14 protein-coding genes are annotated in these 23,650 nt (G+C 42.1%); 3 read left to right on the top strand and 11 right to left on the bottom strand.

Annotated elements, in window-relative coordinates:
- The first annotated feature begins 167 nt into the window (after nucleotides 1-167).
- Together AC07VK_RS22165 and AC07VK_RS22160 are read left to right on the top strand one after the other, a co-directional pair.
- Nucleotides 168-1,601: a sensor histidine kinase gene (locus tag AC07VK_RS22165; protein WP_492959710.1), complete on the top strand. Its 1,434-nt coding sequence runs from the start codon at nucleotides 168-170 to the stop codon at nucleotides 1,599-1,601.
- 13 nt (nucleotides 1,602-1,614) lie between these two features.
- Nucleotides 1,615-2,319: a response regulator transcription factor gene (locus AC07VK_RS22160; RefSeq protein ID WP_492955022.1), complete on the top strand. Its 705-nt coding sequence runs from the start codon at nucleotides 1,615-1,617 to the stop codon at nucleotides 2,317-2,319.
- A 230-nt stretch (nucleotides 2,320-2,549) separates the two neighbouring features.
- Here AC07VK_RS22160 and AC07VK_RS22155 read toward each other — a convergent pair whose 3' ends face one another.
- The 5 genes from AC07VK_RS22155 to AC07VK_RS22135 all read right to left on the bottom strand — a co-directional run bounded on the left by AC07VK_RS22155 (nucleotide 2,550) and on the right by AC07VK_RS22135 (nucleotide 9,644).
- Nucleotides 2,550-3,473 carry a DUF4886 domain-containing protein gene (locus AC07VK_RS22155; RefSeq protein WP_492959712.1) on the bottom strand — a complete coding sequence of 308 codons (924 nt, stop codon included), beginning with the start codon at nucleotides 3,471-3,473 and terminating at the stop codon, nucleotides 2,550-2,552.
- A gap of 112 nt (nucleotides 3,474-3,585) precedes the next feature.
- Complete coding sequence (locus AC07VK_RS22150) at nucleotides 3,586-5,265, bottom strand: sodium:solute symporter family protein (RefSeq protein WP_492959714.1); 1,680 nt, start codon at nucleotides 5,263-5,265, stop codon at nucleotides 3,586-3,588.
- A gap of 22 nt (nucleotides 5,266-5,287) precedes the next feature.
- Complete coding sequence (locus AC07VK_RS22145; RefSeq protein ID WP_492959716.1) at nucleotides 5,288-7,567, bottom strand: FAD-dependent oxidoreductase; 2,280 nt, start codon at nucleotides 7,565-7,567, stop codon at nucleotides 5,288-5,290.
- Between the two features lie 14 nt (nucleotides 7,568-7,581).
- Nucleotides 7,582-7,794, bottom strand: a complete 213-nt coding sequence (locus AC07VK_RS22140) for a hypothetical protein (protein ID WP_492959717.1) — start codon at nucleotides 7,792-7,794, stop codon at nucleotides 7,582-7,584.
- 5 nt (nucleotides 7,795-7,799) lie between these two features.
- On the bottom strand, nucleotides 7,800-9,644 hold the full coding sequence (locus AC07VK_RS22135; RefSeq protein ID WP_492959718.1) for a glycoside hydrolase family 97 protein: 1,845 nt from the start codon (nucleotides 9,642-9,644) through the stop codon (nucleotides 7,800-7,802).
- Between the two features lie 215 nt (nucleotides 9,645-9,859).
- Between AC07VK_RS22135 and AC07VK_RS22130 the strand changes: the two genes are divergently transcribed.
- Entirely contained in the window at nucleotides 9,860-10,873 is a 1,014-nt protein-coding gene (locus AC07VK_RS22130) for a LacI family DNA-binding transcriptional regulator (RefSeq protein ID WP_492955017.1), read from the top strand.
- 40 nt (nucleotides 10,874-10,913) lie between these two features.
- On the opposite strand, the gene AC07VK_RS22125 is transcribed toward AC07VK_RS22130, so the two are convergent.
- Genes AC07VK_RS22125 through AC07VK_RS22100 form a run of 6 tightly spaced genes read right to left on the bottom strand, consistent with a single transcriptional unit; the run spans nucleotide 10,914 to nucleotide 23,645 of the window.
- Nucleotides 10,914-13,754 carry a hypothetical protein gene (locus tag AC07VK_RS22125; protein ID WP_492959720.1) on the bottom strand — a complete coding sequence of 947 codons (2,841 nt, stop codon included), beginning with the start codon at nucleotides 13,752-13,754 and terminating at the stop codon, nucleotides 10,914-10,916.
- Nucleotides 13,751-15,160, bottom strand: a complete 1,410-nt coding sequence (locus AC07VK_RS22120) for an SGNH/GDSL hydrolase family protein (RefSeq protein WP_492959722.1) — start codon at nucleotides 15,158-15,160, stop codon at nucleotides 13,751-13,753. Before AC07VK_RS22120 ends, AC07VK_RS22125 begins: the two co-directional genes overlap by 4 nt.
- The gene (locus tag AC07VK_RS22115) at nucleotides 15,153-18,563 is read right to left on the bottom strand and encodes a hypothetical protein (protein WP_492959724.1); all 3,411 of its coding nucleotides are present in this window, start codon (nucleotides 18,561-18,563) and stop codon (nucleotides 15,153-15,155) included. Before AC07VK_RS22115 ends, AC07VK_RS22120 begins: the two co-directional genes overlap by 8 nt.
- Before the next feature lie 8 nt (nucleotides 18,564-18,571).
- Nucleotides 18,572-21,160: a glycerophosphoryl diester phosphodiesterase gene (locus AC07VK_RS22110; protein ID WP_492959726.1), complete on the bottom strand. Its 2,589-nt coding sequence runs from the start codon at nucleotides 21,158-21,160 to the stop codon at nucleotides 18,572-18,574.
- Nucleotides 21,157-22,056, bottom strand: coding sequence for a DUF5017 domain-containing protein (locus AC07VK_RS22105; RefSeq protein WP_492959728.1), 900 nt, complete (start codon nucleotides 22,054-22,056; stop codon nucleotides 21,157-21,159). The genes AC07VK_RS22110 and AC07VK_RS22105 overlap by 4 nt, the downstream gene beginning before the upstream one ends.
- Nucleotides 22,057-22,073: 17 nt before the next feature.
- Nucleotides 22,074-23,645 (bottom strand): RagB/SusD family nutrient uptake outer membrane protein, encoded by a 1,572-nt coding sequence (locus tag AC07VK_RS22100; protein ID WP_492959730.1) that lies wholly within the window; start codon nucleotides 23,643-23,645, stop codon nucleotides 22,074-22,076.
- Nucleotides 23,646-23,650 lie beyond the last annotated feature (5 nt).

Genomic DNA, 23,650 nt, shown 5'->3' with positions numbered 1-23,650 from the left:
ATCCCGGTAGATCAACATTGATCTGGTTTTTATTGAGATCTGTTTTCCAGTATTCAAAGCTACACCCGACATTGAAAGAATTTGTCGAACGAAAACGTAACAGAAACCTAACAAAAGCTTAACGTTATGGTATTTATGAAATAATACGGCTATTTTTAAAGGATAAAATGAAAGATCGTATATATAAATCAGTGGTGTTGGTCAGTTTTCTGATTTTGCTTCTGGTACAGCTCAGGTTAACCTATAATTCTTACGTTCTGAGAGACAGGGACTATAGCTTAAAAGAAAAAACGCTGATTAACGACGAATATGGGCGCAGTATATCTGAAGACAAAGTATATAAGGGCGGCGGAAAGATTATCGATTCGATCCTCTCCAGAAATATGCCCGCGCTCAAACAAGCATACTTAAGCAACAAAAAAGAATTTGTTAAACGCGCGCAGAGCGTTAGCAACACATTGTTAAAAGACCTGCAGAAGGAAAGCACTATGGATAGTGTTTTCCGCTCGATCGTTAAAAGGAATGGGTTAGATTCCAATCTGCAGTATTTGCTCACTTTCCAGTCAATAGAAATTAACTTTGATACCAATATCGGCAACATCCCCATATTTGACACCAGTACCGATACCTTGTTCAAAGCAGACCAAAAAACACCATTTGGCGTTATAATTGATGGCACACTGACTGATCCGAACGTTCAGAACAGGGTAACCAACCTCTCTGTTAGTGGCAAACTGGTATACGATTACAGAGTTACCTTTAATCTTTTTGTCGATCCTCCGGGCCGCACATTAAAAGTTGCCTATCAAATGCTGCCAACATTTTTATTGGTTGCACTTTGCATCATTATTATCGTAGGCATTAATTATTACACCTATATCAGCTGGATGCGGCAGAAAAAAGAAACGGATGTTAAATCCGATTTCCTAAACAGTATTAAACATGAATTTAACACCCCCATTACCACCATTTTGGTAGCAAGCAAAAGCCTGCACGAAGATGAGGTACTTAATGACAGGATACGCGTAAATGCACTCGTAAATATTGTAGAAAGACAAGCCCGACGACTTCACTCTCATATTAACCAGATGCTCGAGATTTCGGAAATCAACAACAACGTCCATCTGGAAGAAACAGACCTTAACTATGCGGTTCTTACTTTGGTTAACGACTATAAAATAAAAGTCCAGGCTCCAGACAGCCTTACTTTTGATCCTCATGGTTCGGAAATACTGATTATGATGGATCCTTTTGTATTTACCACCATGTTACAAAATATCCTCGACAATTCCTTTAAGCACAATCATAGCGATATAAAAATGACTGTACTCTTTATCACCACCAATAAAGATGGTTATACCCTTCACATTAAAGATAATGGGAAAGGAATTGAAGACGCAATGAGAGAAAAAATATTCGATAAGTTTTTCCGTGCAGGCAAGGATAATGCGGTTTCGGGCCTGGGGCTTGGCTTATATTACGTTAAACAATGTATTGATATTCATGGCTGGGAAATCAGCGTGAGAACAGAACCAGGAAACGGTACCGAATTTCTGGTGCATATCCCTAAGGAGCAAGCTATAATAAGTACAAATCATTAATCCAAAGAATTTTATGCTTTATGATATCGTAATAATTGAAGATGAAATAGACCTGGGTAATGTGATTTCGGAATACCTGAAATTGCGGGGATTTAGTGTGCTATGGTTCAAGACTGCTACAGAAGCATTGGTATATTATAGCGCAAACCGCCTTGATAACAAATTGGTTATTATTGATGTACAGTTGCCAGATATGAACGGCTTTGACCTGGCCTCAGAGATGGTAAAAATCAACGCCAGCCAACCATTTTTCTTTCTTACCGCACACAACGAGAAACAGGATCGTCTTCGCGGTCTCAAGATTGGTGCAATAGATTATATTTCGAAGCCCTTCGAAATTGAAGAGCTGGTACTTAGGATAGGCAATATCATCAATAAGTTTTCAGGCGTTCCAACTGTACAATCTTCATCCAGTTCAGGATTTATCAATATAGGCGATATCAGGTACCAAAAAGATCAGCTGTTTCTACAGATGCCCGACAGTAAAGAAGTTTCCTTAACCGTTAGAGAATCCGAAGTATTAGACCGTTTGGCCGGAAATATTAATCAGGTAGTTAAAAAGAAAGATATTTTATTGGCGCTGTGGGGAAATGACGATTATTTTAATGGAAAGAGCCTTGAAGTTTTTATTTCCAGGCTAAGGCGGCTCTTTAAGGCCTCAGACCACGTAAGCATAGAAAACGTATATGGCTTAGGCTACATTCTAAAGGTAAAATGATAAATTAGGAACAAAAAAAATGAGGCAAAATCATTCGAAAATGTCTTTGCCCCAAAAAGGGTCGTCAAAATTTCGGATAAGCAATAAATTTATAACTGATTTAAAGCGAATCGCAAGCTAGGCACTAAATTGACAGAATACAACGAGCATGCTAGACTGATGAAATTGAGAAAGAGAAGAGAAACGTAATTGTCAAATAACATTATTGAAGGAGATTGATATCACAAAAATCAGTTTTTGGAAACCTTTATAACCTTATTCGCAACCTCAAGCAGATAACTTTTAAAATCATCTGAAACAGATGCGGGTTTAAATCTTATTTTTTTTGGTGAATCCTTAAAAAGTATCCCGTACCAAATCAAACCGCCTAAATATTTCCCGGCATCATTAGCATGGTTTGGATCAAAGGCTAATTCTTGTTTGTTCCAAAAATAGCCCACATTGATAGAATGAGTTTGATCAGGTAAATTGGATGCAACAGGATGTTCAAAATTGAAAGTTGTATCCTTTTTATAGCCATATTTTTTATTGGTTGCCACTTCTTCAAACGCATCGCCAACAGGTAAAAGCCTGGCATTAAACTGTTTTGCTAGTTTGTGGTATGCTTCACGGGATTTCTGCCACATTTCCAACTGGTTTTTAGCCAATTGCGCTGGCCCAACTCTCCCGAATTTCTTTGCATCAGCACGGTAAGCCCAGGTTTGGTGAATCGCGATTTCTGCATTTGGCTGAAGTTTTTTAATATAGTCTACAAGTTTTTTCGCATATGGATTGTAGCTTGATGAATCGCCGGAAAGGTATGAATATTGCTGAATGGTTACTACATCCCAGGTACCCTGCGATAATAACATTTTCAACGATTTGCCTCCGTATGGCTTTCCTTTAACATCGGTTGAATCCTTTTCAAATTTTTCTACATAACCCCAATGTTGCTCCAAAGAATGACCGCCAAGTTCTGCCCTGCCAATAATTAAATTTTTACCCGTTTCTTTGGCCATTTGAGGCAGAAAACTGGTCGCATTTTGCGAAAAACTATTTCCAATTACAAATAAGTGTAATGTATTGTTATTGGTTTGGCTGAAAGCATTCAGACTAAAAACAAGCAAAAAAATGAATAATCTGCTGCTTCTGTACTTTAAAAAGAATTGTATCATATTAATATATTTTTGTTTTTACCTCGCCTTTGGATGGGCTTTCATGTATTTATAGCATTCTACTCCTGATCGTAAAAAAGCACCCACTCTATCAACTTTTGTACTGTTTGCCTTAAGCAATCAACTTTTTACTGGCCACCCGCCATATTAACCCTGCCGATATCAGGATTAGGCCCCCAACTGTCATTACTGTAATTGAAAAATCCTTTGCGATATACCCGAGTATTCCAATACCAATCCCCACAATGCCCATTGAAAGTGCAATTACACCTATTCCGAATTTATTTTGTTTTGCAGCCTCAATATGGAGGGCCGGATCTAGAACATTAACCGCGGTAAGCTCTTTTTCCTGCTCCATTTCTTCTACCTTAATGGAAATATGTCCCTTAGCAGTATAATATATTTCGAAAAACAAAAGAACCGCTATTGGAATGCCCATCCCCATGCAGGTTTCCATGGTACGATCAAGCTTTAAACCCCAGATACCGGGTGTAATTACTTTAAAGAACAGGTTGATCAGCAATGACGCCACAGTAGCGGTAACCACTGAAAATCCGGTTTGACGTTTAGAAAAAAGCGTCCAGATGATCGGTGCAAACAATGCTCCCCCTGCGATAGAGGCAGTACTTAAAACCACTTCAACAATTCCACCTGCACTTGGAATCCAAATGGCAACAACGATTGTTAATACGCCAAAAACCAGGGTAAAGAATCGGGCCATCCAGATCACCTCTTTTTCTGAAGCTTTAGGCCTGAGCAGGTTTTTATAAATATCCTGCGCAAAAACGGTTGAGGCCATATTAATCGTTGTATTGGCTTTACTGGATGTGGCAGAAACCATTCCGGCCAGCACAAGCCCTATCAAACCTGCCGGCATTACTTTTTGGATCAACATCATGTATGCATCCTCACTTTCCAATCCCTGAAGATTTGGATTGATTATCCGGTAGATCATCGGTGGGATCATCCAGATAAAAGGGCTTACAAAATACAATATAGTAAATATACCCGCTACCTTTTTTGAGTTTTTCTGGTTAGACACACTGGTATAACGTTGCACGTACGACCAGTTTCCGCCGATATAAAAGGTCTGATATACAATAAAAGCAAGCATAAATCCAAAGGTATAGTCCTGGTTAAAAGGCTCAAAGAAATGGGGAGGGGCTTTTGCCACAAGGTTTGCCGGTCCGCCGATCTGGGAAAAAGCAATAGGGATCACAATCAGTACCGCTGCTGTAAGTATTACAAACTGAACTACGTCAGTCACTAAAACCGCCCATAATCCACCAGCAGCTGTATATACCACAATGATCAACCCGATTACAATAATGCAGGTTTCTAGTGAGTATGGCGTTGCTACATGTACCATTTTACCAACCGGATACAATACTGCAGCAGTAGTGAACAGGCTCAGCAGTAAGGTCATATAGGTATAAAACTGTTTTTCGGCCGCACCGAAACGTTTGCCGATGTATTCGGCTGCTGTTGCAACTCCTGTTTTTTTCCATCTTCCGGCAATAAAAAAGGTGACAATTAAGCCACTGATGGCCATTGTTAACTGTATTGCATTGGCAACCAGCCCATGTTTATAAGCGATAGATCCCCAAACCACAAAGGTTCCGGCCGAAAAATAGCTGATAAACAAGGATAAGCCATTGATCCACCAGGGTGTTTCTCCCCCGGCTTCGAAAAAAGCTTGTCCGCTTTTACTTCCCACACGGGTAAATGTAAGTCCGATACCGAATATAAGTAAGGCAAAAACGGCCATTACCACAAAATCTAATTTTCCCATTTAATTTATCTGCTATTTAGTATTATTGATAACAACGCACGGAGAACAAAGCCGCAGGTACCTCATCTGAAGGATGTTCCAAATATATTGTTAGGCTGCTGGTCTTTAAAGGCTCAGTTAGCTCAATGATGTTCCGGGTTTGATAATTACCGGTTTTAGTAAAAACAACGTTCTCTTTATCGTCTTTAATTATATAATTTCTTACGCAAAACGGCATCACATTTTCGGGGTGCCCCATCAGGACAGACTCCATCGGATGATCAAAATCGGTATCAAATAATAACTCGATCCGTTTAACGGTCTTGATTTCTTTCCAGCTGATGGTTAGTGCCGGATTCTTATCTTCCCAATCGGCCACCCATGCATTTGGCGCAGAAACTGGCCTGTCTATACCATTGGTAACATTTGCAGCACCAAAAGCATTGATGCCAGATGCGTAGTTAAATGCAATATTGTGCCCTTCGGGCCTGCGCTTTGGGCACCAGAATTCAAACTCATCTACCCCGATATCCGCTGGCGGGCTTTGTTTTCCATAATTGGAGACCTCCTTATTAATGGCGTTGAACACAGACAATAATCCCGTAACCCGCTTCGCTGAGAACTGCAGTTTAACATCAGGATTCTTCATAAAGGTAAGAAATGCATAAGTTTCTTCGGGCATTGCCGCATCAAAGCTGATCTGCAAGCAATTGCGCCCAACATTTATTGGCAGTGAAACTTTACTTATGGTCAAATCTGGCGTATGGTTGCTCTTTTTACTGCTGATCCTAAGTTCCACTTCCAGCTCCGTTGCCACATCTCCTTCCGCATGTACAACAAAGGCCCCGATTGCACCTGCTTTTAGGGGGATCATCTGTGCAACAGAAAACTCAAGTGGCTTAAACAGTTCACTTTCAGGAAGACCTGTCAGCAATAGCTCGGAGGATGCTGTAACCTGCGCACTTCGTACAAGATCGAGCGCATCGTTGAGTACAAGATCCGGAATATGATGCCCACTGCGCAGCAGCTCAGTCTGTAGTTCGGGTATAAATCCTTTATGATAGATATCCGCTGGCAACAGATTTTTGTCTTTACAGATTTTCGCTGCCATGGCTACTGCCTGTGCCGCATGGGCAGCAGTAGCCATAACCCTAGTAGAGCCAAAGGCAACATGTGTTGCACTGATAATCCTACCAGCCAGAAAAAGATTTCTGATGTTGCGGCTGTACAAAGCGCGGTAGGGAATCTGATAAATGCCCTTGCTATGCCATTGATTGCAACCGGGTTTCTCGCTGAACACCCCGTCTGCAGGGTGCAAATCTATGCTCCAGCCACCAAATGCGACAGCGTCATTATGCAGTTGCTGATTAACGATATCCTGTTGTTTGATGATGTATTCGCCTTCGAAACGGCGGCTCTCTCTTTTGCCCGGTATGGTACCTACCCATTCTAGCGTCAGGTTTTCGGCTTCGGGAAAATTCCCTGAGTTTTTTACATAGTTCCATGCACCGTAGGCTACTTTCCAGAGTTCCCATTTTATTTTTTCGGTATCATGCACGGTATCCAGTCTTCCTCCATACTCCAGCCACCAAAGTTTGCATCCGTACTCCCTGGCATTAAAATTTTTAAACCTGGGGATTTTTGTAATATCATCCAGCGCATAAGAAGGGGCTACAAACTTTACGGGTTTGCCGGTATCCTTGCTGTAAAAATACAGGCTATGGCCAAGCAGTTCCCCATATTCTTTTGTTGGCGCAAACTGTTCTCCAAATTCTTCTTTGGCCTCGGCACCCATCCTAAACGCTGCACCTGCCAGAAAGGCCACAATGCCATCTCCTGATGCATCGCAAAAAAGTGGTGCGTGTACGATATATTCGGTAGAATTCTGACTGCAAAAAGCTTTTATGGCGCTCAGTTGATCTGCGGCTGATTTCTCTACATCATATACTCCGGTATTCAGTAATAAAGTAATATTTGGCTCTGAAACAACTTTATCGAGCAAAACCGTATCAAAAATCAACGGATTTCCTTCGGGGTTACGGTACATATTTTCAACCATCAGCTCATCCACAACACCACCTTCCCTGGCCCAGCGGTTATTATTTCCCATATGTGATGTAGCGCCCAGCATCCATAACCTTACCTCACTGCTCGCATTTCCGCCAAGCACGGGCCTGTCCTGTATCAGGACAATCTTTAACCCTTGCCTTGCAGCCGTAATTGCAGCACAGGTTCCAGATACCCCGCCGCCTATAATGGCAAGATCTGCCGCGAGTTCGTTAGATCGCAGCTGTCTCTTTTCGCCTCCTTGATTTGTGATCATAAAAATATTCTGTATTATTTTTTTCCTTCTGTTATACTTTTCCAATTGTCTGTTCTGAACGGCGACAAGGGAAATCCTTCTGCATTGAAAACATTGGCACCATTACTTTCTACCGGACTGCCGGTCCAGGCATACCTTGTGGCAACTTGTTTTCTTATATTCGATTGGCTAAATGCAGCCAGTGAAAACACAATCAATACTATAGAAGGGATATGTTTTTTCATCATCAGAATTAATTACCTGAGGGACTGATCTCCATCACCAGTCCGGCATTGGGGCCAATTACTGTTTGTATAACCTCAGTTGCACCGATTGTTGACCTTGTTCTCAAAAAACCGCCATCGGGTGCATCGTTGATCGCGATAACCTTATATTTTTTCTTCGTCTTTAAAAAATCTGCATTAAAGGAGATTTCTTTATTTTCCGTTGAACCATTAATTGCAGCGATGTACCATGTATCTCCTTTCCTTCTTGCGAAGGCCGCAATTTCTCCGATGGCACTGCATTTAAGTACAATTGTTTCATCCCAGATAACAGGCAGTTTTTTTAGCAAGGGAATAACAGGCTTAAACTGGCTATCTGTCAATAATTTTATCGGATTTTCGGCCATACACTGGAAGGGGGAATTAAACAGAAAAAACAATGCCAGCTGGTGTATATTGGTGGTATTGGCCTTGTTAGAGAACAAGCCGGGGGTATAATCGCCATGGCCGAGTACCAGCCTGGTAAAAGGTAGCGCAGCATTGTGCCAAGCTGGTATGGGTTCTTTCATGATATTCAGTTCCATCCCACGGATCCCCTCCCTGGTCATTTCATTTGGATAGGTTTTTCTTTCTCCGGTAGGCGCATGGCAGCCATGGAAGTTGACCATCAGTTTTCTTGCTGCACAGGCTTTTAAAAATCCGATCTCAAAATCGATCAGTTCTTTTGCCTCACTGTCCATAAAGTCTGTTTTTATACCAACAGCGCCTGCATTGCACACACTATCCAGAAAACTGTCTCTTTTTGAGGGCTCTCTAAGTGCTTTTGAGTTCTTCCATACCCATACGCCCACCTTTTTACCTGCTGCGAAACTGCAGATTTCAGTTAACTGCTTCCATTTGTCGGGCCAGATCGTTTCCCATCCCTCATCCAATAAAGTATATTCAAAATTCAGTTCGCTGGCAGCTGTTATGAATTTCATTTCTTCCTCAGGCTGCATATAGTTTTTATCCCTGGTAATCCAGCTCCAGACTGATCTTCCGGGTTTTATATAGCTTTGGTCAGCGTACAATTCCTTATCCGGTTCAGGGTTCAGGTCATTGATCATCGTACTATTCACCAGCGTATTCAGGTCTTTGGCATACAATAAAACCCTCCATGGCGTAATCAGGTTGCCCGTAACTTTAAACCCGTTCTTTTCTGTATAATCAACCTGCAATACCCTATTGTTTAAAGCTTTGAAACGCATTCCGCTATAATTATACAGCGCCGCTTCGGTAAGCATTGCGTATTTTTTGCACGGAAGTTCGAATAATAAAGGTTTCCCCTGTACGGGCCCCTGACCTGATATTATATCCAGGCTATCTGCCGTGGTATTTTGCCATAAACCTGCGTAACTTTTCAGCTTCCACGCACTATTCCGCTCAAAAAACCATACCCTCGATTTTGGAAGCACAAAGGAAGTAAGCTCTTTGCTTACATGTTGTGCTGCTTTGCTATCAAAAATGTACCGAAAGGCAGCCCCCTCATTGGAAAACCGAAATTCGATGTTATATTTTCTTCCTGCTTCTTCTAACAACAATGTGTATATATGATACACTTTATTTCCCGTACTGGCTGTACGCTTTGCTAAAATAGAAAGGCTGTTAACACGGCTCCCGTATGCAATGCCATCAATAACCAGCCCCATTGTGCCATTATTGACCAGTAACTGCTGACCAGCCTTTACGGTATAAAATAAACGTCCGTCACTTTGAGATATTTCAGCTGAAATATGACCATCGGGACTGATCATTTTAATTTCAGTATTCAAAACTGCCCCTTTCACTGTAGATACAAGAAGAAGTAGCTTGATAAATAATATCGCTTTTTTCAAGTTTGATGTTTTTGACCTTTTTAGGGTGAGATTTATAAATGGTTAATTCAAATATAAGGTACAGTAAAAGAACCTCGCAGCTTTCAAAAAACTTATTGCTTTGGGAACGGTCCCAATATTTGGGAACATTCCCAAAATCCTTTCCCCAATCAATTAATATGTTGTATATTGTAAATAATGAATTTTGTGATTGCACCACAGCAGATATTTTAACGATGAAAAAGCACCAGGTTACCATTATAGATATTGCCAGGGCACTTAACCTGTCGAAATCAACTGTATCAAGGGTTTTAACAGGCCATGCCAATGTAAGCCTCAAAACCAGGGAAGCGGTATTGGAACTGGCAAAAAAGCTAGATTATCAGAAGAACATGCTTGCCATAAGCCTGATCAGTAAAAAAACAAATACTATAGGCATCATCGTTCCCGAGTTTTCGAGTTCCTATTTTCCACAGGTAATCATAGCCGCGCAGGAAGTAGCTACCCAGGCTGGCTACAATACCGTTGTCAGCCAATCAAACGAAACCTACGAAACTGAAGTAGCCAACACCAAAGTGATGCTGGCCAACCAGGTTGATGGCATAATCGTATCTATTACCCGCGAAACCAAGAACTACGACCACTTAAAAATCTTTGAAAGAAAGGGGATTCCAATCGTATTCTTCAACCGTGTATGCGATGAAATGAAAGTTCCAAAAGTAATTGTGGATGATTTTGAGGGTGCTTACAATGCCGTTGATTATTTAATAAAAAATGGCAGAAAACGAATTGCCCATCTTGCGGGTCCGGTTTCGTTGAGAATAAGTGAACGCAGGCTCAATGGCTATAAATCTGCACTTAAGAAAAACAATATAGAAATAGATGAGGAACTCATCATTTCTTACGACCTGGGCCTTTCAAAAGTTAAGATTTATGTAAACCACCTGTTAAATCTGGAAAACCCGCCCGACGCGATCTTTGCGGTAAACGATCCAACGGCAATAGAAGCCATTCAGGTAATCAAAAAAAGAGGCTTAAAAATTCCCGAAGATATTGCCATTATCGGCTTTAGCAACGATTATGCGTCGGCACTAATGGCCCCCTCCTTAACAACTGTCGCTCAACCGATAGCAGAGATCGGGATGACCGCAGCCCAGTTGTTGATTGATCAGATCAACAGGGATGTGAGCGACTGGAAGGCCGTGACAAAAGTATTGAAAACAGAACTGATCATCAGGGAGTCAACCTGAAAACCTGTTGATATCCAAAAGCTATTGTGGGAAATAAATATTATTTGCCCAATTCCTTTTCTTTGGATTTCGTCAACTTTCCATTGATATCTGTTAATTCCAGGTGAAAACGAACCGCTTTATCTTGATCAACAGGCACTGTAAATTCAAATGGATATTCATTTTTATCAATGCTCTTTTCCTTGCTTCTATTGATTTTGTAGACCAACCTGGCCTTCTTCCATTTTGTATCATCTTCCTGAAGGAATACAAAAAGCTTTTGCGCATAAGCACCAAGTTTAAATAGTAATGCCTTTGTATCTCCTTCCGGGATATTGACATCATCACTTCTCTGGTCTTTTTTCACATTCAGGATCTGGTCCTGAAAAGCACTGCTGATTTTTACGCCCGGGATAGCCAGTGCAGTAATGCCGCCGGCAGGGACATTGATCTGGAAAGTACCCTCTTTTAAATTCAAAACTCGCACCGTTGGACATAAAGTCTGAACTCCAGTACTGCCTGAAAAATCTACCCTTGAAGCATCTACAGAAACACGAGTGCTGATATCCGCTCCGGATTGGTTCATAAAAGCAAGCAGAAGTGTATCTCCTTTTTTTGCACTGACATAGTTTAAACCAATATTTGCCGTCTTCAACAGACGGGACGGCATCCAGAGTTGCACATTTTCGAACTGAAAGAACCGGCCTTTCTTAGCGCCATAAAACTTATTCTGCAAATAGGCATATCCTTCTATATAATCGCTCGGAAAGTCTATCCTGCCACCACTTTTTACATAAGCATCTGAAACCAGATAATCAACAAACATAGAAGCCATGGGCAGGATATGATTGTAATGAAAGGAGTTTACACTCTGGTCCTTATGCTCGTGGAGTGGAAAATCGGCTTTTTCGTAGGCTGTCGTTCTCTCTGTATTGATATGATATCCCGGAAAACTTTCGGAACGGCCAACAATCGAAGCTTTAGCTACCTTCATTAAAAATGGATCATTGGTATGATAACCTATCCTTAACAGCCAGGGTGCATAGGTTGACATGAAAATACCCCTGTGCCCGGTTGAAGTTCCTGACGATTCTGGTGTAAGCCCCATCTCAGAAAGCCTCCATGCAGGAACTTTTTCTTCAGGATAATACATTTGATGATGTCCTTTTGATTTGAGGTACCAATACATCGGTGCTTTCCCTCCCTTATTTACAGTAACCAGATCATTCGGTATAGCAGGTGTCATCCAGGTAAATAAGGTATAATGCCTGGCCCCATCCTGTGCAGCTTCCAGATACCGGCGATCGGCAGTAAGTTCATATAACGCTAAAAGAGCAGACCAGTTATTGGTAAAGGTTGGCCAGAAGAAGTTGGAACTAAACAGGGGATCGCCAAACTCCTTTAACCTTGTATTTACTCTTTCTTTCAGATATTTATCGGCCAGGGCCTTGCTTAAACCTAAATAAGCAGAATCGGATGTCAGTTTAAACATAAACATCGCATTGACCCAGTTGCGGCCTTTCTGCTCTTCATCAAGATTTCTGACACGCGCCTTTCCAAACTCTTTTTTTGCCATCGTAGTATAAAAGGAGTTATTACCGCCAAAAACACCTGATAATACCTGTAATTCAGATAATGGCGCAATAGGCCCTCTCAACTTTCTGGATGGAGATTGAATTTTCTGATTGCTGTCAATCGCAAACAGGAACTTTTCGCGCGACAACATAAACTCCATTAAAGGATATGCCCTTTTATCAAACATTTCCTGATCATCCCTCACTATAGCCAGTTCAAGCGGGTTCAGACTTGAAACATTTTTTACTGCACCAGGCACATCCGTAGCATAAGCAAAGCCTTTCAGGCTATCGATAAACCAGGCAAAACGGGTTTTTGAATAATCAATCAGGTTATCCAGAGTTGTATTCATAGAAACGGTGGCATTGGTCCGGTAATCCTTAAATCCAAACACAGCTGTTGCCATTTGCTCATATGTTTTAGTGATGCTCAAGGGCTCAACAACAAGATTCATTGAAAACTCAAAAGAATGTCCTGCCATCATCTGCGAATTGAAACCACCCGGCATAGGAGCGAAAACCTGGGGCTGTAATGCTGATTTGTTATTTAGAAGTGCGATTCCGAACTGGCTGTTGGTTAAAAGCGGCAAAGGTTGAAAAGGCAAATACCTGGAGGCAGCCAGTACGCCTATTGAGTTATACCCGTCATTAACCAGTGTAGTAGGGATTGTTGCCATAAACGACGGAGTAAGATAGGGTTGCAGGGGAACCCGTTTTTCAGTCCAGATCAGGGGCTGCCATACTTCATCAACATGATCACTTTTAAAGGATGGCGCCCCGATGTAGCCCACACTATAAAAACCTTTCTTTTTAGGTGTAAACAAAAATTCTATTTTAGGATAAGGCAAACTACTTTTAATCAGCCACGCTTTTAGCGTAAATAAGGCATGTTCCGGAAAGATAAAACGAATGGAATCTCCAGAACTGATTGTTTTGATTGCGGTAAGAAAATGAGTTTTTCCGGCGTGATAGATATTGGCCGTCCTATCTTGCTCCGCACTTCTTAATATTTTATCGTCAAATCCATCTCCGGCAACACTGGCACTAACAATTTGTTGGTGATAATCGGCCAGACTGTCTGTGGTTTTCCAGGTGGGAATATTGTAAGATACTTTTTTTAAGCCGGAAGGTTTCAATGCCAGTTCAGGATCCTTTTCGTTCCAAATAACAACAAAATCGGGCTTAAACAGGTAAGTTTTGCCCTTTGATAAAATTTTAAAGCCCTGACTATCTTTTACAGTTTGCGCATTCGACTGCACATATAAACAGCATGCGATTGAAAAGCAAATGAATTTAATATGCTTTTTTAATTTAAAAATCTGTTTCATTTCAATAATGTTCCCCTTAATAAAATCCGGCCTAAGTAGATCACTGTCTGATTATATTTTTCAGGATGTTGAACAATATCCGCTCTCTTATCTTCAGGCAGTATCATAAGTTTATCGGCCTTCTGGCCAGACAGGGTTACTTTCACCAAATGATTACCCTGCGGTACTTTAATTACATCAAACTGTCCACGGTAACGGTTATTGCAGTAGCTGTTGAATCTGTTCAACACATCTGCAGCGGTTGTATCTTTTGCCTGGTAATAAATAAAACTCTCCTCCTTTTCTCTGCTTAGTTTTACAGGTTTCCCATCTATAATCCACTCCAATTGTCCAACCTCTGGTCCGCCAATATCAAATACGCCTAGCATATCTCCCTTAAAACGAAAACTAAATGTGGCCCCTGGCTTATTTGCAGAAAGTACATTAGAAAACCAGGGACTGAATTTTTTAAGGTTTGGATCAGTATCTGTTGGCAACACTCTCCAGCCCTTATCAGGAACCGGAAAAGTTGAAGGATCTACCATCATTGCGTCATCCCATGCGGCACTAATTAAAGGCTTTGGCAGTGCATTCTTTTTTAAAGGCTTTGCTGCCTCAATTTTTTTAAATGCACGGGCTATGGCTGCCGCATACAGGTTCCCGCCTGCTGTTGTCGGGTGGATTCCATCCTCAGAAAACAAAATTTTATTCGGATCAGCCTGGTTCCCTTTCCAAATCAATTTACCTGCCGCTTCCAGCGTTGCTGACTCCACACCTAAATTTACAGAAGGCAGTTCGTAGTATGCCGCAATCTGCTCCAGACCTTTGATATTTGGTGGCAGCTTATTTCTTTGATAAAAGGCCGTTTGCCCGGTTAAAATGGTATACAGCAAACAAATAGCTGTATTGGGGTTCTTCCTGATTGTTTGACGGATCATCCCTTCCATCCCGGCGGCATAAGCGCCGTTAACGGCAAACTCTATAAAAATAAGATCGGGCTGGTGGCTGAGCACCTGTTCATTGATCCTAAATGCACCAAGCTCTGTTCCTGTGCCCGATACACCTGCGTTGATCCATTGAAAGCTAGCCTGAGGATAAGTCTGCTCCAGGTACCGGGCCGTTTGAAGGCGATAACCAAAATTTGCCTGGGTGATGCTCCCTCCAATAAAAGCAACCACCACCTTTTTACCCGCATTTACTTTTTCAAAAAAGCCCGGAAGGCCTGCCCTGGCATTACATTCCAGCTCATTATTGAAATTACCAGCCTCAATTACAGGGATATTAGCTGCAGAAACGTCAAAATAAAGAGGAGAAGCCCCTGCCTGGGAGGCCGCAATCTTATCGCTATCGGGCCTGGTTTGAGAAAATGCAGTAGCAGACATTAATAAACAACCAAGCAATGCAGTTTTCACACCTTTTTTATTCATTACCATTGAGTACAATTTTTTTTAATTTTGTTTTCCCATCATTGCTCTTAAAAATGAGCTCCAGTTTTGCGCCCTCACCCATTGCCAGTTTATTAAAGCTCCATTCGTAAGGATATTGCTTTATTTCCTGTGTTTGATTGTTACAATTAACGGTTACGGAATATCCATTTAAAGGAGCTGTTTCTGCAAATCCATAACAGGTATCCCAACCAAAGGGAGAACGGATACGGAACAAGAATACACGTCCCCAGGGAGCCCCAAGATCAATCACCTTCATTCCATCTTTTACCGGCTGATATTTCTTTGCAACCGGAGCTGCCTTTAACGGAATAGCAATGGCCCTGAATCCTTTTGCAGGGACAACAACATCAATCTTAGCCGCTTTAAAATCCTGGGAGACTGACTGATCGCTTTGCGCATAAACCAGGGCCTTCCCATCCTTTAACGCAGCCGTAGCATCAGTCCATTGTACGGCTACTTTTTGCTCAGACTCAGCTTCCGAGGAAAGCAGGATCCAAAAGTTCTTATCCGAAATTGCAGTAATATAATTGATTCCCGGATTCTGAATATTTACCAGGCCCTTATGCATCCAAAGTGTGGCCTCCTGATCGCCAAAGATCTTTCCTTTTCCACCACCATATACCCGGTTGTTGAACCAGACAAATCCTTCCTGTTTACTATAAGGAAAAACTACATTTCCATTCGAGCGCTGTATACTTTCTGAGATGAGATAATCGAGACTAAAAGCGATATGCGGTGGGATATGATGATAATAAATGGAACTCACATCCGGCCCTTTATAAGGGAAATCAACCGACATGGGTATATCTGTAAAACCCGTACCGTAATACCCCGGATAGTTTGTATAACGACCGATTACTGCATTGCGGGCATAGGTTTCGTAGATAGGTTTGTGCTCGTATTGGAACAAGCGCAACAAATGGGGTGCCCAGCTACTCATAAATACCGGACGAACTGTCTGATCTTTTACGCGGGTAAAATAGGTACTGGGCTGCTCCAGGCCCAGGCCTACCGGCGATACCAGCCATTCGGGCACTTTCTTTTCCTGTACATCGCCATTTTTCCGTGGAAAGCCTAAACGATAAGGTTCGTTGCCTTTCCACCAGATGTGTGTAACGCCATCATAATGATTATTCTTGTGGATTGTTTGCAGGCTATCTTCCACTTTCGGATAACTGCGTATTCCCGCAATGGTAAAATGTGCTCCATATTCTGCGGCTTTCAGGTATTTTTTATCTTTTGTCGTTTCATAGAGATCCAGCAGGTCCCACCAGGGTGCATAAAAACTGGCATTGTAAAAAGGTACATGACTCAATACTTTACTGGTATTGTTATATATTTTTTGCTGAATAAAAAGATCTGCATCTTGTTTTGCCTGCTGCAGCCATTTTGCCTCTCCTGTGAGCTGGTATGCCCAAAGCGCCTGGTTCCATGAATGGAAATCTGTTGAGTAGCCTTTTGCCATCCTAAGGCTATCTCCCGGTAATGCTATATTTTTCAGCCAGGGATTCAATCCACCCAATAAACGATCCAATCCTACATAATAAGAGGTAGTGAACTGAGAGGTAAGCGGGTTGAACTCCAGTGTTTTTCGTGTAGCATTATACGCTGTCGGGACAATATCGGTCGCCCATCGGTACCCGCTTCTGGAAAGCGTAAATTCTATGGTTGGCAAAGACCGGCTGATGTAAAATTCTTCATCATTCTGCAATACAGAAAGTGCAATATTGGCCAATGGTGTGGCATTTACAACTGTAGGTGCTGTTTTGGGGTCACCTTCAATATCAAAAAAACCTTTTAGCTTAGTCGACCATCCCGCAGCATTGTCGTTTTTCACCAGCTCAATCATGTTGAATACCGCATCAGTAAGCGAAGCCTGTTCTTGTTTCCGGTAGTCCTTTATCTCAAACACTTCATTCGATACATAATCCATGGCCGAATCCCAGTTGCCCGACTTTACACCAATAATAAATCGTCTGTCGATCAACTCCCCTGCACGGTATTTAGAATCATTCATTCCCAGGACTGGAGAAAACATAACCGGCTGTATCTGGTTATTATGGTTCTTCAGTGTAAAACCCGCAGGCGCATAGTCTACCGAACCCCAGTCTTTTTTAAACAATTCAGGACTTGTTGCAACATAACTAGAAACAATACCTTGCCCTGTTTTCGAAGAAACAATGGCCAGGGGTTGCTGCATCATAGCAGTAATCATCATTTGCGGACCGTCAGAAAGCCGCTTATACTGAAACATGGGTGCCATCGATACGCTTTCCAGCTCCTGATCGGAAACAGGCTGAAAGGCTTCGATCCCCATACTGTAATATCCTGGCTGGGCAACTTTGCAGATCAGCCGCAGATCAATATGTTGCTGACCCAGATGTAATGTCCACAAACCGGTTATTGCAGAACCATTCCTGGTTACATATTGAACTTTTATGGTCTGTTTATCTACAGCTTCTGCAGTTATGGGAATGGCCTCGCTGAGGTTACCCGCCTCAAAAGGATTGAGATCGGCTCCAGGCTGGTAAACTGCATATTTCTGACCCTTAAAAACAAAATATGCTTTTGGTTTTTGGCTGTCCCAGGCCGGGTAGTATTTATTAAACTGGATGGCGGCAGCATTAGTACTGATTAAGAAAACCCTATGGTCTTCAATGTTCGCAGTACTTATTTGTTGCCAGGCCCCATCTTTTTTTATTTCTGTTTTACAAGCAATAGCCTTATGGTCGGCTCCCGTTCGTACAAACTGCACACGTACAGCCTCGTTTTCAATTCCTGCAATTACCTTATCCGTCTTGCTCAGTTGAAGTGCAGGGCTCGTGTTTTTCTTTTCCGCTGTAAGTGTTTCCTGCATAACAGGAAGCTTTTTCCAGGATAAAAGGATTTTCTTATCTATATCATTTGGATTGATGGTGCTATCCTGCGTAAAAAGAATAGCATCGCAGCGGCCAAAATTAAAATTATGGAGGCGCAACAGCACATCACTCTCCTGTAAATCAGCACTTCCGAGGCGCTCCCAGGCATATCCTGGTTTTCCATGTCCTCCTGCTTTTTTTAACCTCGCATTTCCAACCGACAGCTGGAATAACCGGGTACGTGGACGTGTAACAAAATCGAGGGTCCTTATCCAGATGGCATAACGACCTGCTTTTCCGATATTCATCACGGTTAATGCATCAGATGTACTATCCTGTTCTCCTTCTAAAAACCTTAAAATGCTGCCACTGATGCCGTCTTTATTGACTTCATTAAACCATTTGCCTTTAAACTGAAAATCAGTCCCCAACAGCAGGCTTTTTTCTTGCTGGGCAATCACAGTTCCTGTTGTTAAAAACAAGAATGCTGTTAATAATAAACATAGCCTGGTTTTCTGGTACATGTCTTAATTTATTTGTATGTAAATGCATAAACCTGGAGACCATAAGGTGCTATTTTTATAGGATCTCCTGTAGAAAAAGGAATTTTTAAACCTGATGCAGAAAAACATTTGGCGGTTTTCAAATCCAGGCTATGTCCTGAAATAAAACGGGACATATCTAACCGAAGGTTACTTTCCTGTATTTCGTCATCGTTATTCAATACAAACAGGTAAAACACTTTTTCCTGCTTATTCAGGGCGCATACATAGTCCATATTGGGATTGTTCAATGAAACCAGTTTCTCCATCAATGTCAGGTCTCCCTGCTTATCAAATATTTTTCCCTGCCGGAAGCCAAAGGTTTTGTGAGGGCCAACCTTAGGCGTAAGAAAGCCAGAAGGAAAATCGATCCTTCCCTGTGAACGTAAGGAAAGTTCTGCCATCAGGTAATCGGTGATCCAACCCACCTGCCACCAGGCATGATGAGGGAAAGGCCCGGCTCCTTTGTTCATGGCGCTCCAGTAATACGAAGCAACTCCTGTGGCTGGGTCTACAAAAGCATCTTTACTTAAAGCTGCTGTTCTTGCCATTTTGAGGTATAGCGAATCTTTTGTCAGTTGAAATAGCCTTACAAACATACCGGCATGGCTTGCAAGCATAATGGGGCCGCTGTTATTGGCGGAACCTAAAATCCCTCCATGTTCAAAGCTTAGCCCCACCTGGCTTATTTGCCAGTCTTCCAATTGTATCGCCCCAACTTTTTTGCTTTCTTTATTCGGAATTGGATGAGAATAGATGGAGGTTGTATAGAATTGTGCAGTTTTAATAGCAGCCTGTTTAAATCGTACGTCCTTTGTAATTTCAAACAGATCCAGCAAGGCCTGGGCACTTTGTCCGGTTGCAAAATCAGGTGCAAACCTGGCATCTCCGCAAACACCTAAAAAGTAGCCTTTATCTACAGCATTTTTGATGTACCAGTCTGCAGCTTTTACAGCCGCCTCCAGGTATTTTTTATCCCGGAGCGTCTGGTATGCAACTAACAATCCGTAAAAAGTAGGCCTATAGTCTTTCAGATCTTCAAACATAGGTTTTTGCGTGTCGTTATGATAGGCTACTTCCCAATAACCTTCTGGCTTCATTTTAGTCAAAAGCCAGTCGGCCGCCATACGCATACCCGATTTAAGCTGCTGATTATCTGGCTCAAACAAAGACACGTTGCCCATATCAAGCAACATATAATAAGTGGTTGCGATTGGCTCGGTATAAGGCCCCCACTCTTCGGTAAACCGTTTTGAATTGTAGAGGTAATATTGACCAGCTGCAGCTCCGTGAAAAAAACCTCCAGCAGTATTTTGTTGTGCCAATTTAAAGTTCAATGCATCTTTAAGCCGTTTTTGAACCAGAATCGGGTCTTGAGTGATATTCGCCAACATCCACATGGCTCCATAATCGGCATTTTTTACGGCGTCTTTTTCCGAGCCATATACGCCACCCAAATATTCCTGGGCACCAATAGTCCGGCCATGATAATCAAAGGTTCTCCACCGTGAAGTACTGTCCTTTTTCACATAGTCTAAAAGCTGTTCCATACGATCGGATAAGGACAGCTTGGTTTGTTTTAAATGCAATAGCTCATCAAAGCGGTAAACATCGTTTACAACATGCTGGTATGCCTGATACCAGCTCGAAGTATTGATGGTGTACCTGAAATTAAAAGAGATGCTTTCGCCCTTTTTTAAATACGACTTGTTCTGCCCCAGTACCGGATGATATAAGGTTGGGCTCAGTTGTTCCTGCCTATTGATTAGCGACAGGCCAAGTAGCCAGTTCGACTGGGTAGATTTATCATATTCCCATGGGTGCCTGGCTGTTCCCGGCTCAGCCGTAACGGCGAGTGTAATTCCATCTCTATTGGTGAGTATAGCCGTAAGTGCAGCCGCTGTTCTTTCTCTAACCACAACCGGCCTGTCCGGAATTCCATGTCCATAAGCATAAGCATCTGTAAAGTTATTGTTGATGGTACTGCCTTGAAACACACCGGGGATACAGCCCCATTCAAAACTTTTTTTGTCGTTGGTGCTCAATGCCGGAGTCGCTATGGAATAATATCCATCCCTATCGGCTGTTAAACGAATGGAAACACATAGGTCATTTTTGTAAACAGGATCTAGTTTCCATATGGCCTCTACAGTAGAGACATCTGTTTTTTGCTGAAAAACGAGGGTATTGCCAACCTGCTTATATTGCTGTGGATAAAATAAAATGGCACGCCCTTCTTTATTTAAGGAAACTGCAGATGTATTCGCCTTCCAGGTAGGAATGATATAGCGGTATTCAGGTTCAGGAAACTGAATTTCTTTCCCGTTTTTATCCTTAGCTTCCGAATCCATCCTGGGTTGATCTGCACTGTAAAGCAGGGTATATTGCCCCAATGTGCCAGATACGGAATGCCATCCGTTTTGTCCTTTTACCGACATCTGTTTTATTTTATATCCCTTACCGGTATCTTCCCAGTTCAGGCGAAGTACATCATTTGTTAATCGGGCTTTCTGCACTAGCTGGGCATAACTGCTGTTTGCAAAAGCAAGTAACAGCACAATTACAGGGTTTAATCTCATTGGGTAATGGTTAAATCTATTTCTTTTACAACTGTAAGTGATCGTTCTACATTGGCATTGGTTGCCACAAACGATACTTTATATACGCCAGCTTTAGTATAAACCCTGGTATAATCTGTTAGTTTCTGGGAAATATTCTTAATAGGTTCCCCTACGTCTGGCAAAATACTATTAGGGTTGAACGGTTTGGTTACTACCCAGTCATCATCAAGATCGGTACTGTTCCTTACAGTAAGCAACTGTGCTGAACTAATACTCCAATTGGTTGCAGGACCACTAAAATTAAAAGCAGTCCAGCCCGCGGTAGCCATAGTGGCCAGTACCGTTTCTTCTCCCTGCTGATTGGTGCTTTTAAGATCGAAAGAACGGACTACCCAACGGTTTTGCTGTGCTTCAGGTTTTATAACAGTAGTCTTATAAACCAAAGCCAGCGCCATATTTTTATTACGCGCGGCAAAAGTGTTCAGGCTGATATTTCCTGAGGAGGTTTGATCCAGGCCAGCAGATAAAACGGCTTTATCTGTAATATCTTCCCAGGTAGCAGCCTTTACATTTGTAGCATCATATATTCCGTTGAAATCGGTAGATACGTACAGTTTTATCACCGATTGATCGATGGGCATTAAGCCGAACTGGGCATAAGTTTTAAAATTTAAGGAAACCGCATTTCCTTCCACAACCGTTCTTTTACGGTACTCATATTTGCGTCCGGCTTCTCCCGACCAAAATACAATGTTCTCCGGGTTACCATTAATTACAAACCTAACGGGTTCTCCAGCTTTATAACTGTTTTTTTCCAACTCAACAGAAAAATCATCCTGCGGAGCCAGCTCATAGGTTTTCTGGCAGGAAGCCAGTGAAAATAATATAACTGATGCAATTAATAGCTTATTCATCTTATACAATTTTGTAGTTACCATCCTGTATTTTGTTTGATATTAGGGTTAACGGCCAGTTCGCTGTTAGGGATCGGGAATAAAACAGCACGATCTGTTACGCGCTGTGCCTGTGCAACAGCTGCGTCTCTTAAAGCAGTTGGCATATTGGTTTGGTATTCTCTTGCCTGTGTTTGCATAACGGATGGATAAATACCCCATCGTACAAGATCGTGTTTCCGGATGCCCTCGAAAGCAAGCTCACGTAACCGTTCATTCCTGATCAGATCAAGAAAATCCTGCTGAGACAAATTAGCAGCAGCATCGGCCGCTACATCGGGCACAAGCACATCTTTTCCATAGCCCCTTCGCCTCACCATATTTACCGCTTTATAGGCATTTGCAGAGGGGCCGCTATTGGTATAATTATCAGCTTCTGCAAACATCAGCAATACATCGGCATACCTCAGCAATGGCCAGTTTGTACAGGTATAGTTTTGATTTCTTGGTAAAAGAAGTTCATACTCGCGCCTCCATTTCCCATTACTACGGTCGTATATCTGATCTGCTGCCCAATTGGTCCGTACAGCCGTTTGTCCACTGGTCACATACCGGTAAGGCGCAACTGTCCAGTCCCTTCTCTGATCGCCATTGGCATAAGCATTGTAAAGCTTCGCCGTAGCATGTACATAATCATAGCCATATCCCAATTCAATATTTCCACAGGTAATGCCGTTATAACTGCCAATCATGCCGCCCTCTTGTATTTCGCCCTGGTTTACGCCTTTAAATTCTACTTCCCACATACTTTCCCTTGTATCGAAAATCTCCTGAACGTGGTTGATATAGATTTGTTTGAAATCGGGATTAAGGCTGTGCAATCCTGACAGCATTACTTTTTCTGCATAAGTTCTGGCATCAGCATACTTTGCAACATCATTTAGCGGGGCGCCCGCCATGGTCAGATATACCCTTGCGAGTATACCCTGTACAGTAGTTTTTGTAATACGGGTATTATAGCCATAATCAGAAACAGATTTCACCAGGCCTTCTGCCTGTTTCATATCGGTAACAATCCGTTCGTAAAGGTCCTTTAACGGAGTACCAGGGAGAGGCGGTTCTTCAGGTGATTTGCTGGATTGAAGCTTTAAAGGAACACCTCCAAACTCATCCGTTAACAGAAAATAATAGTAAGCCCTTAAAAATAGCGCCTGCCCTTTTATTTCGTTGCGTTTTTCCGGAGTCACCTTAACGGCCTTATCTATGTTCTCGAGTAACATGTTCGCTCGCTCAATTCCCGTGTAAAGCGTTTCCCAATGTCTGTTTAATTCCAGGGTCGAAGCATCTACAATATTGGCATTCATTCCCGATGTCTGGTTTTTCATGAAAAATTCGTCACTAAAAACCATATAGCATGACATACCTTGCGAATAAAGCCTGTTATCGCCCAAACGGTCGTATACTCCGGCCAATGCAGATTGCAGTTCACTTTCTGTATTGTAATAATTTACTGGCGATACAAAATCCTGTGGGGTTGTATCCAGGATCTTTGAACACGAGCTAACAACCAGTGCCAGCATCATCGCGATATATAATAAAGTTGTTTTCATTTGTA

The sequence above is a fragment of the Pedobacter sp. GW821-FHT01D05 genome (assembly GCF_059422505.1).
Note: the sequence above shows the minus strand (reverse complement) of the source record. Positions and strands in the feature narration are given on the sequence as shown.

Bases quoted from the DNA above. Each gene is read 5' to 3' on its own strand.
- AC07VK_RS22140 (WP_492959717.1), bottom strand. From the start codon at position 7,794: ATGATGAAAAAACATATCCCTTCTATAGTATTGATTGTGTTTTCACTG.
- AC07VK_RS22110 (WP_492959726.1), bottom strand. From the start codon at position 21,160: ATGAGATTAAACCCTGTAATTGTGCTGTTACTTGCTTTTGCAAACAGC.
- AC07VK_RS22155 (WP_492959712.1), bottom strand. From the start codon at position 3,473: ATGATACAATTCTTTTTAAAGTACAGAAGCAGCAGATTATTCATTTTT.
- AC07VK_RS22125 (WP_492959720.1), bottom strand. From the start codon at position 13,754: ATGAAACAGATTTTTAAATTAAAAAAGCATATTAAATTCATTTGCTTT.
- AC07VK_RS22105 (WP_492959728.1), bottom strand. From the start codon at position 22,056: ATGAATAAGCTATTAATTGCATCAGTTATATTATTTTCACTGGCTTCC.
- AC07VK_RS22145 (WP_492959716.1), bottom strand. From the start codon at position 7,567: ATGATCACAAATCAAGGAGGCGAAAAGAGACAGCTGCGATCTAACGAA.
- AC07VK_RS22150 (WP_492959714.1), bottom strand. From the start codon at position 5,265: ATGGGAAAATTAGATTTTGTGGTAATGGCCGTTTTTGCCTTACTTATA.
- AC07VK_RS22165 (WP_492959710.1), top strand. From the start codon at position 168: ATGAAAGATCGTATATATAAATCAGTGGTGTTGGTCAGTTTTCTGATT.
- AC07VK_RS22160 (WP_492955022.1), top strand. From the start codon at position 1,615: ATGCTTTATGATATCGTAATAATTGAAGATGAAATAGACCTGGGTAAT.
- AC07VK_RS22100 (WP_492959730.1), bottom strand. From the start codon at position 23,645: ATGAAAACAACTTTATTATATATCGCGATGATGCTGGCACTGGTTGTT.
- AC07VK_RS22120 (WP_492959722.1), bottom strand. From the start codon at position 15,160: ATGAATAAAAAAGGTGTGAAAACTGCATTGCTTGGTTGTTTATTAATG.
- AC07VK_RS22130 (WP_492955017.1), top strand. From the start codon at position 9,860: ATGAAAAAGCACCAGGTTACCATTATAGATATTGCCAGGGCACTTAAC.
- AC07VK_RS22115 (WP_492959724.1), bottom strand. From the start codon at position 18,563: ATGTACCAGAAAACCAGGCTATGTTTATTATTAACAGCATTCTTGTTT.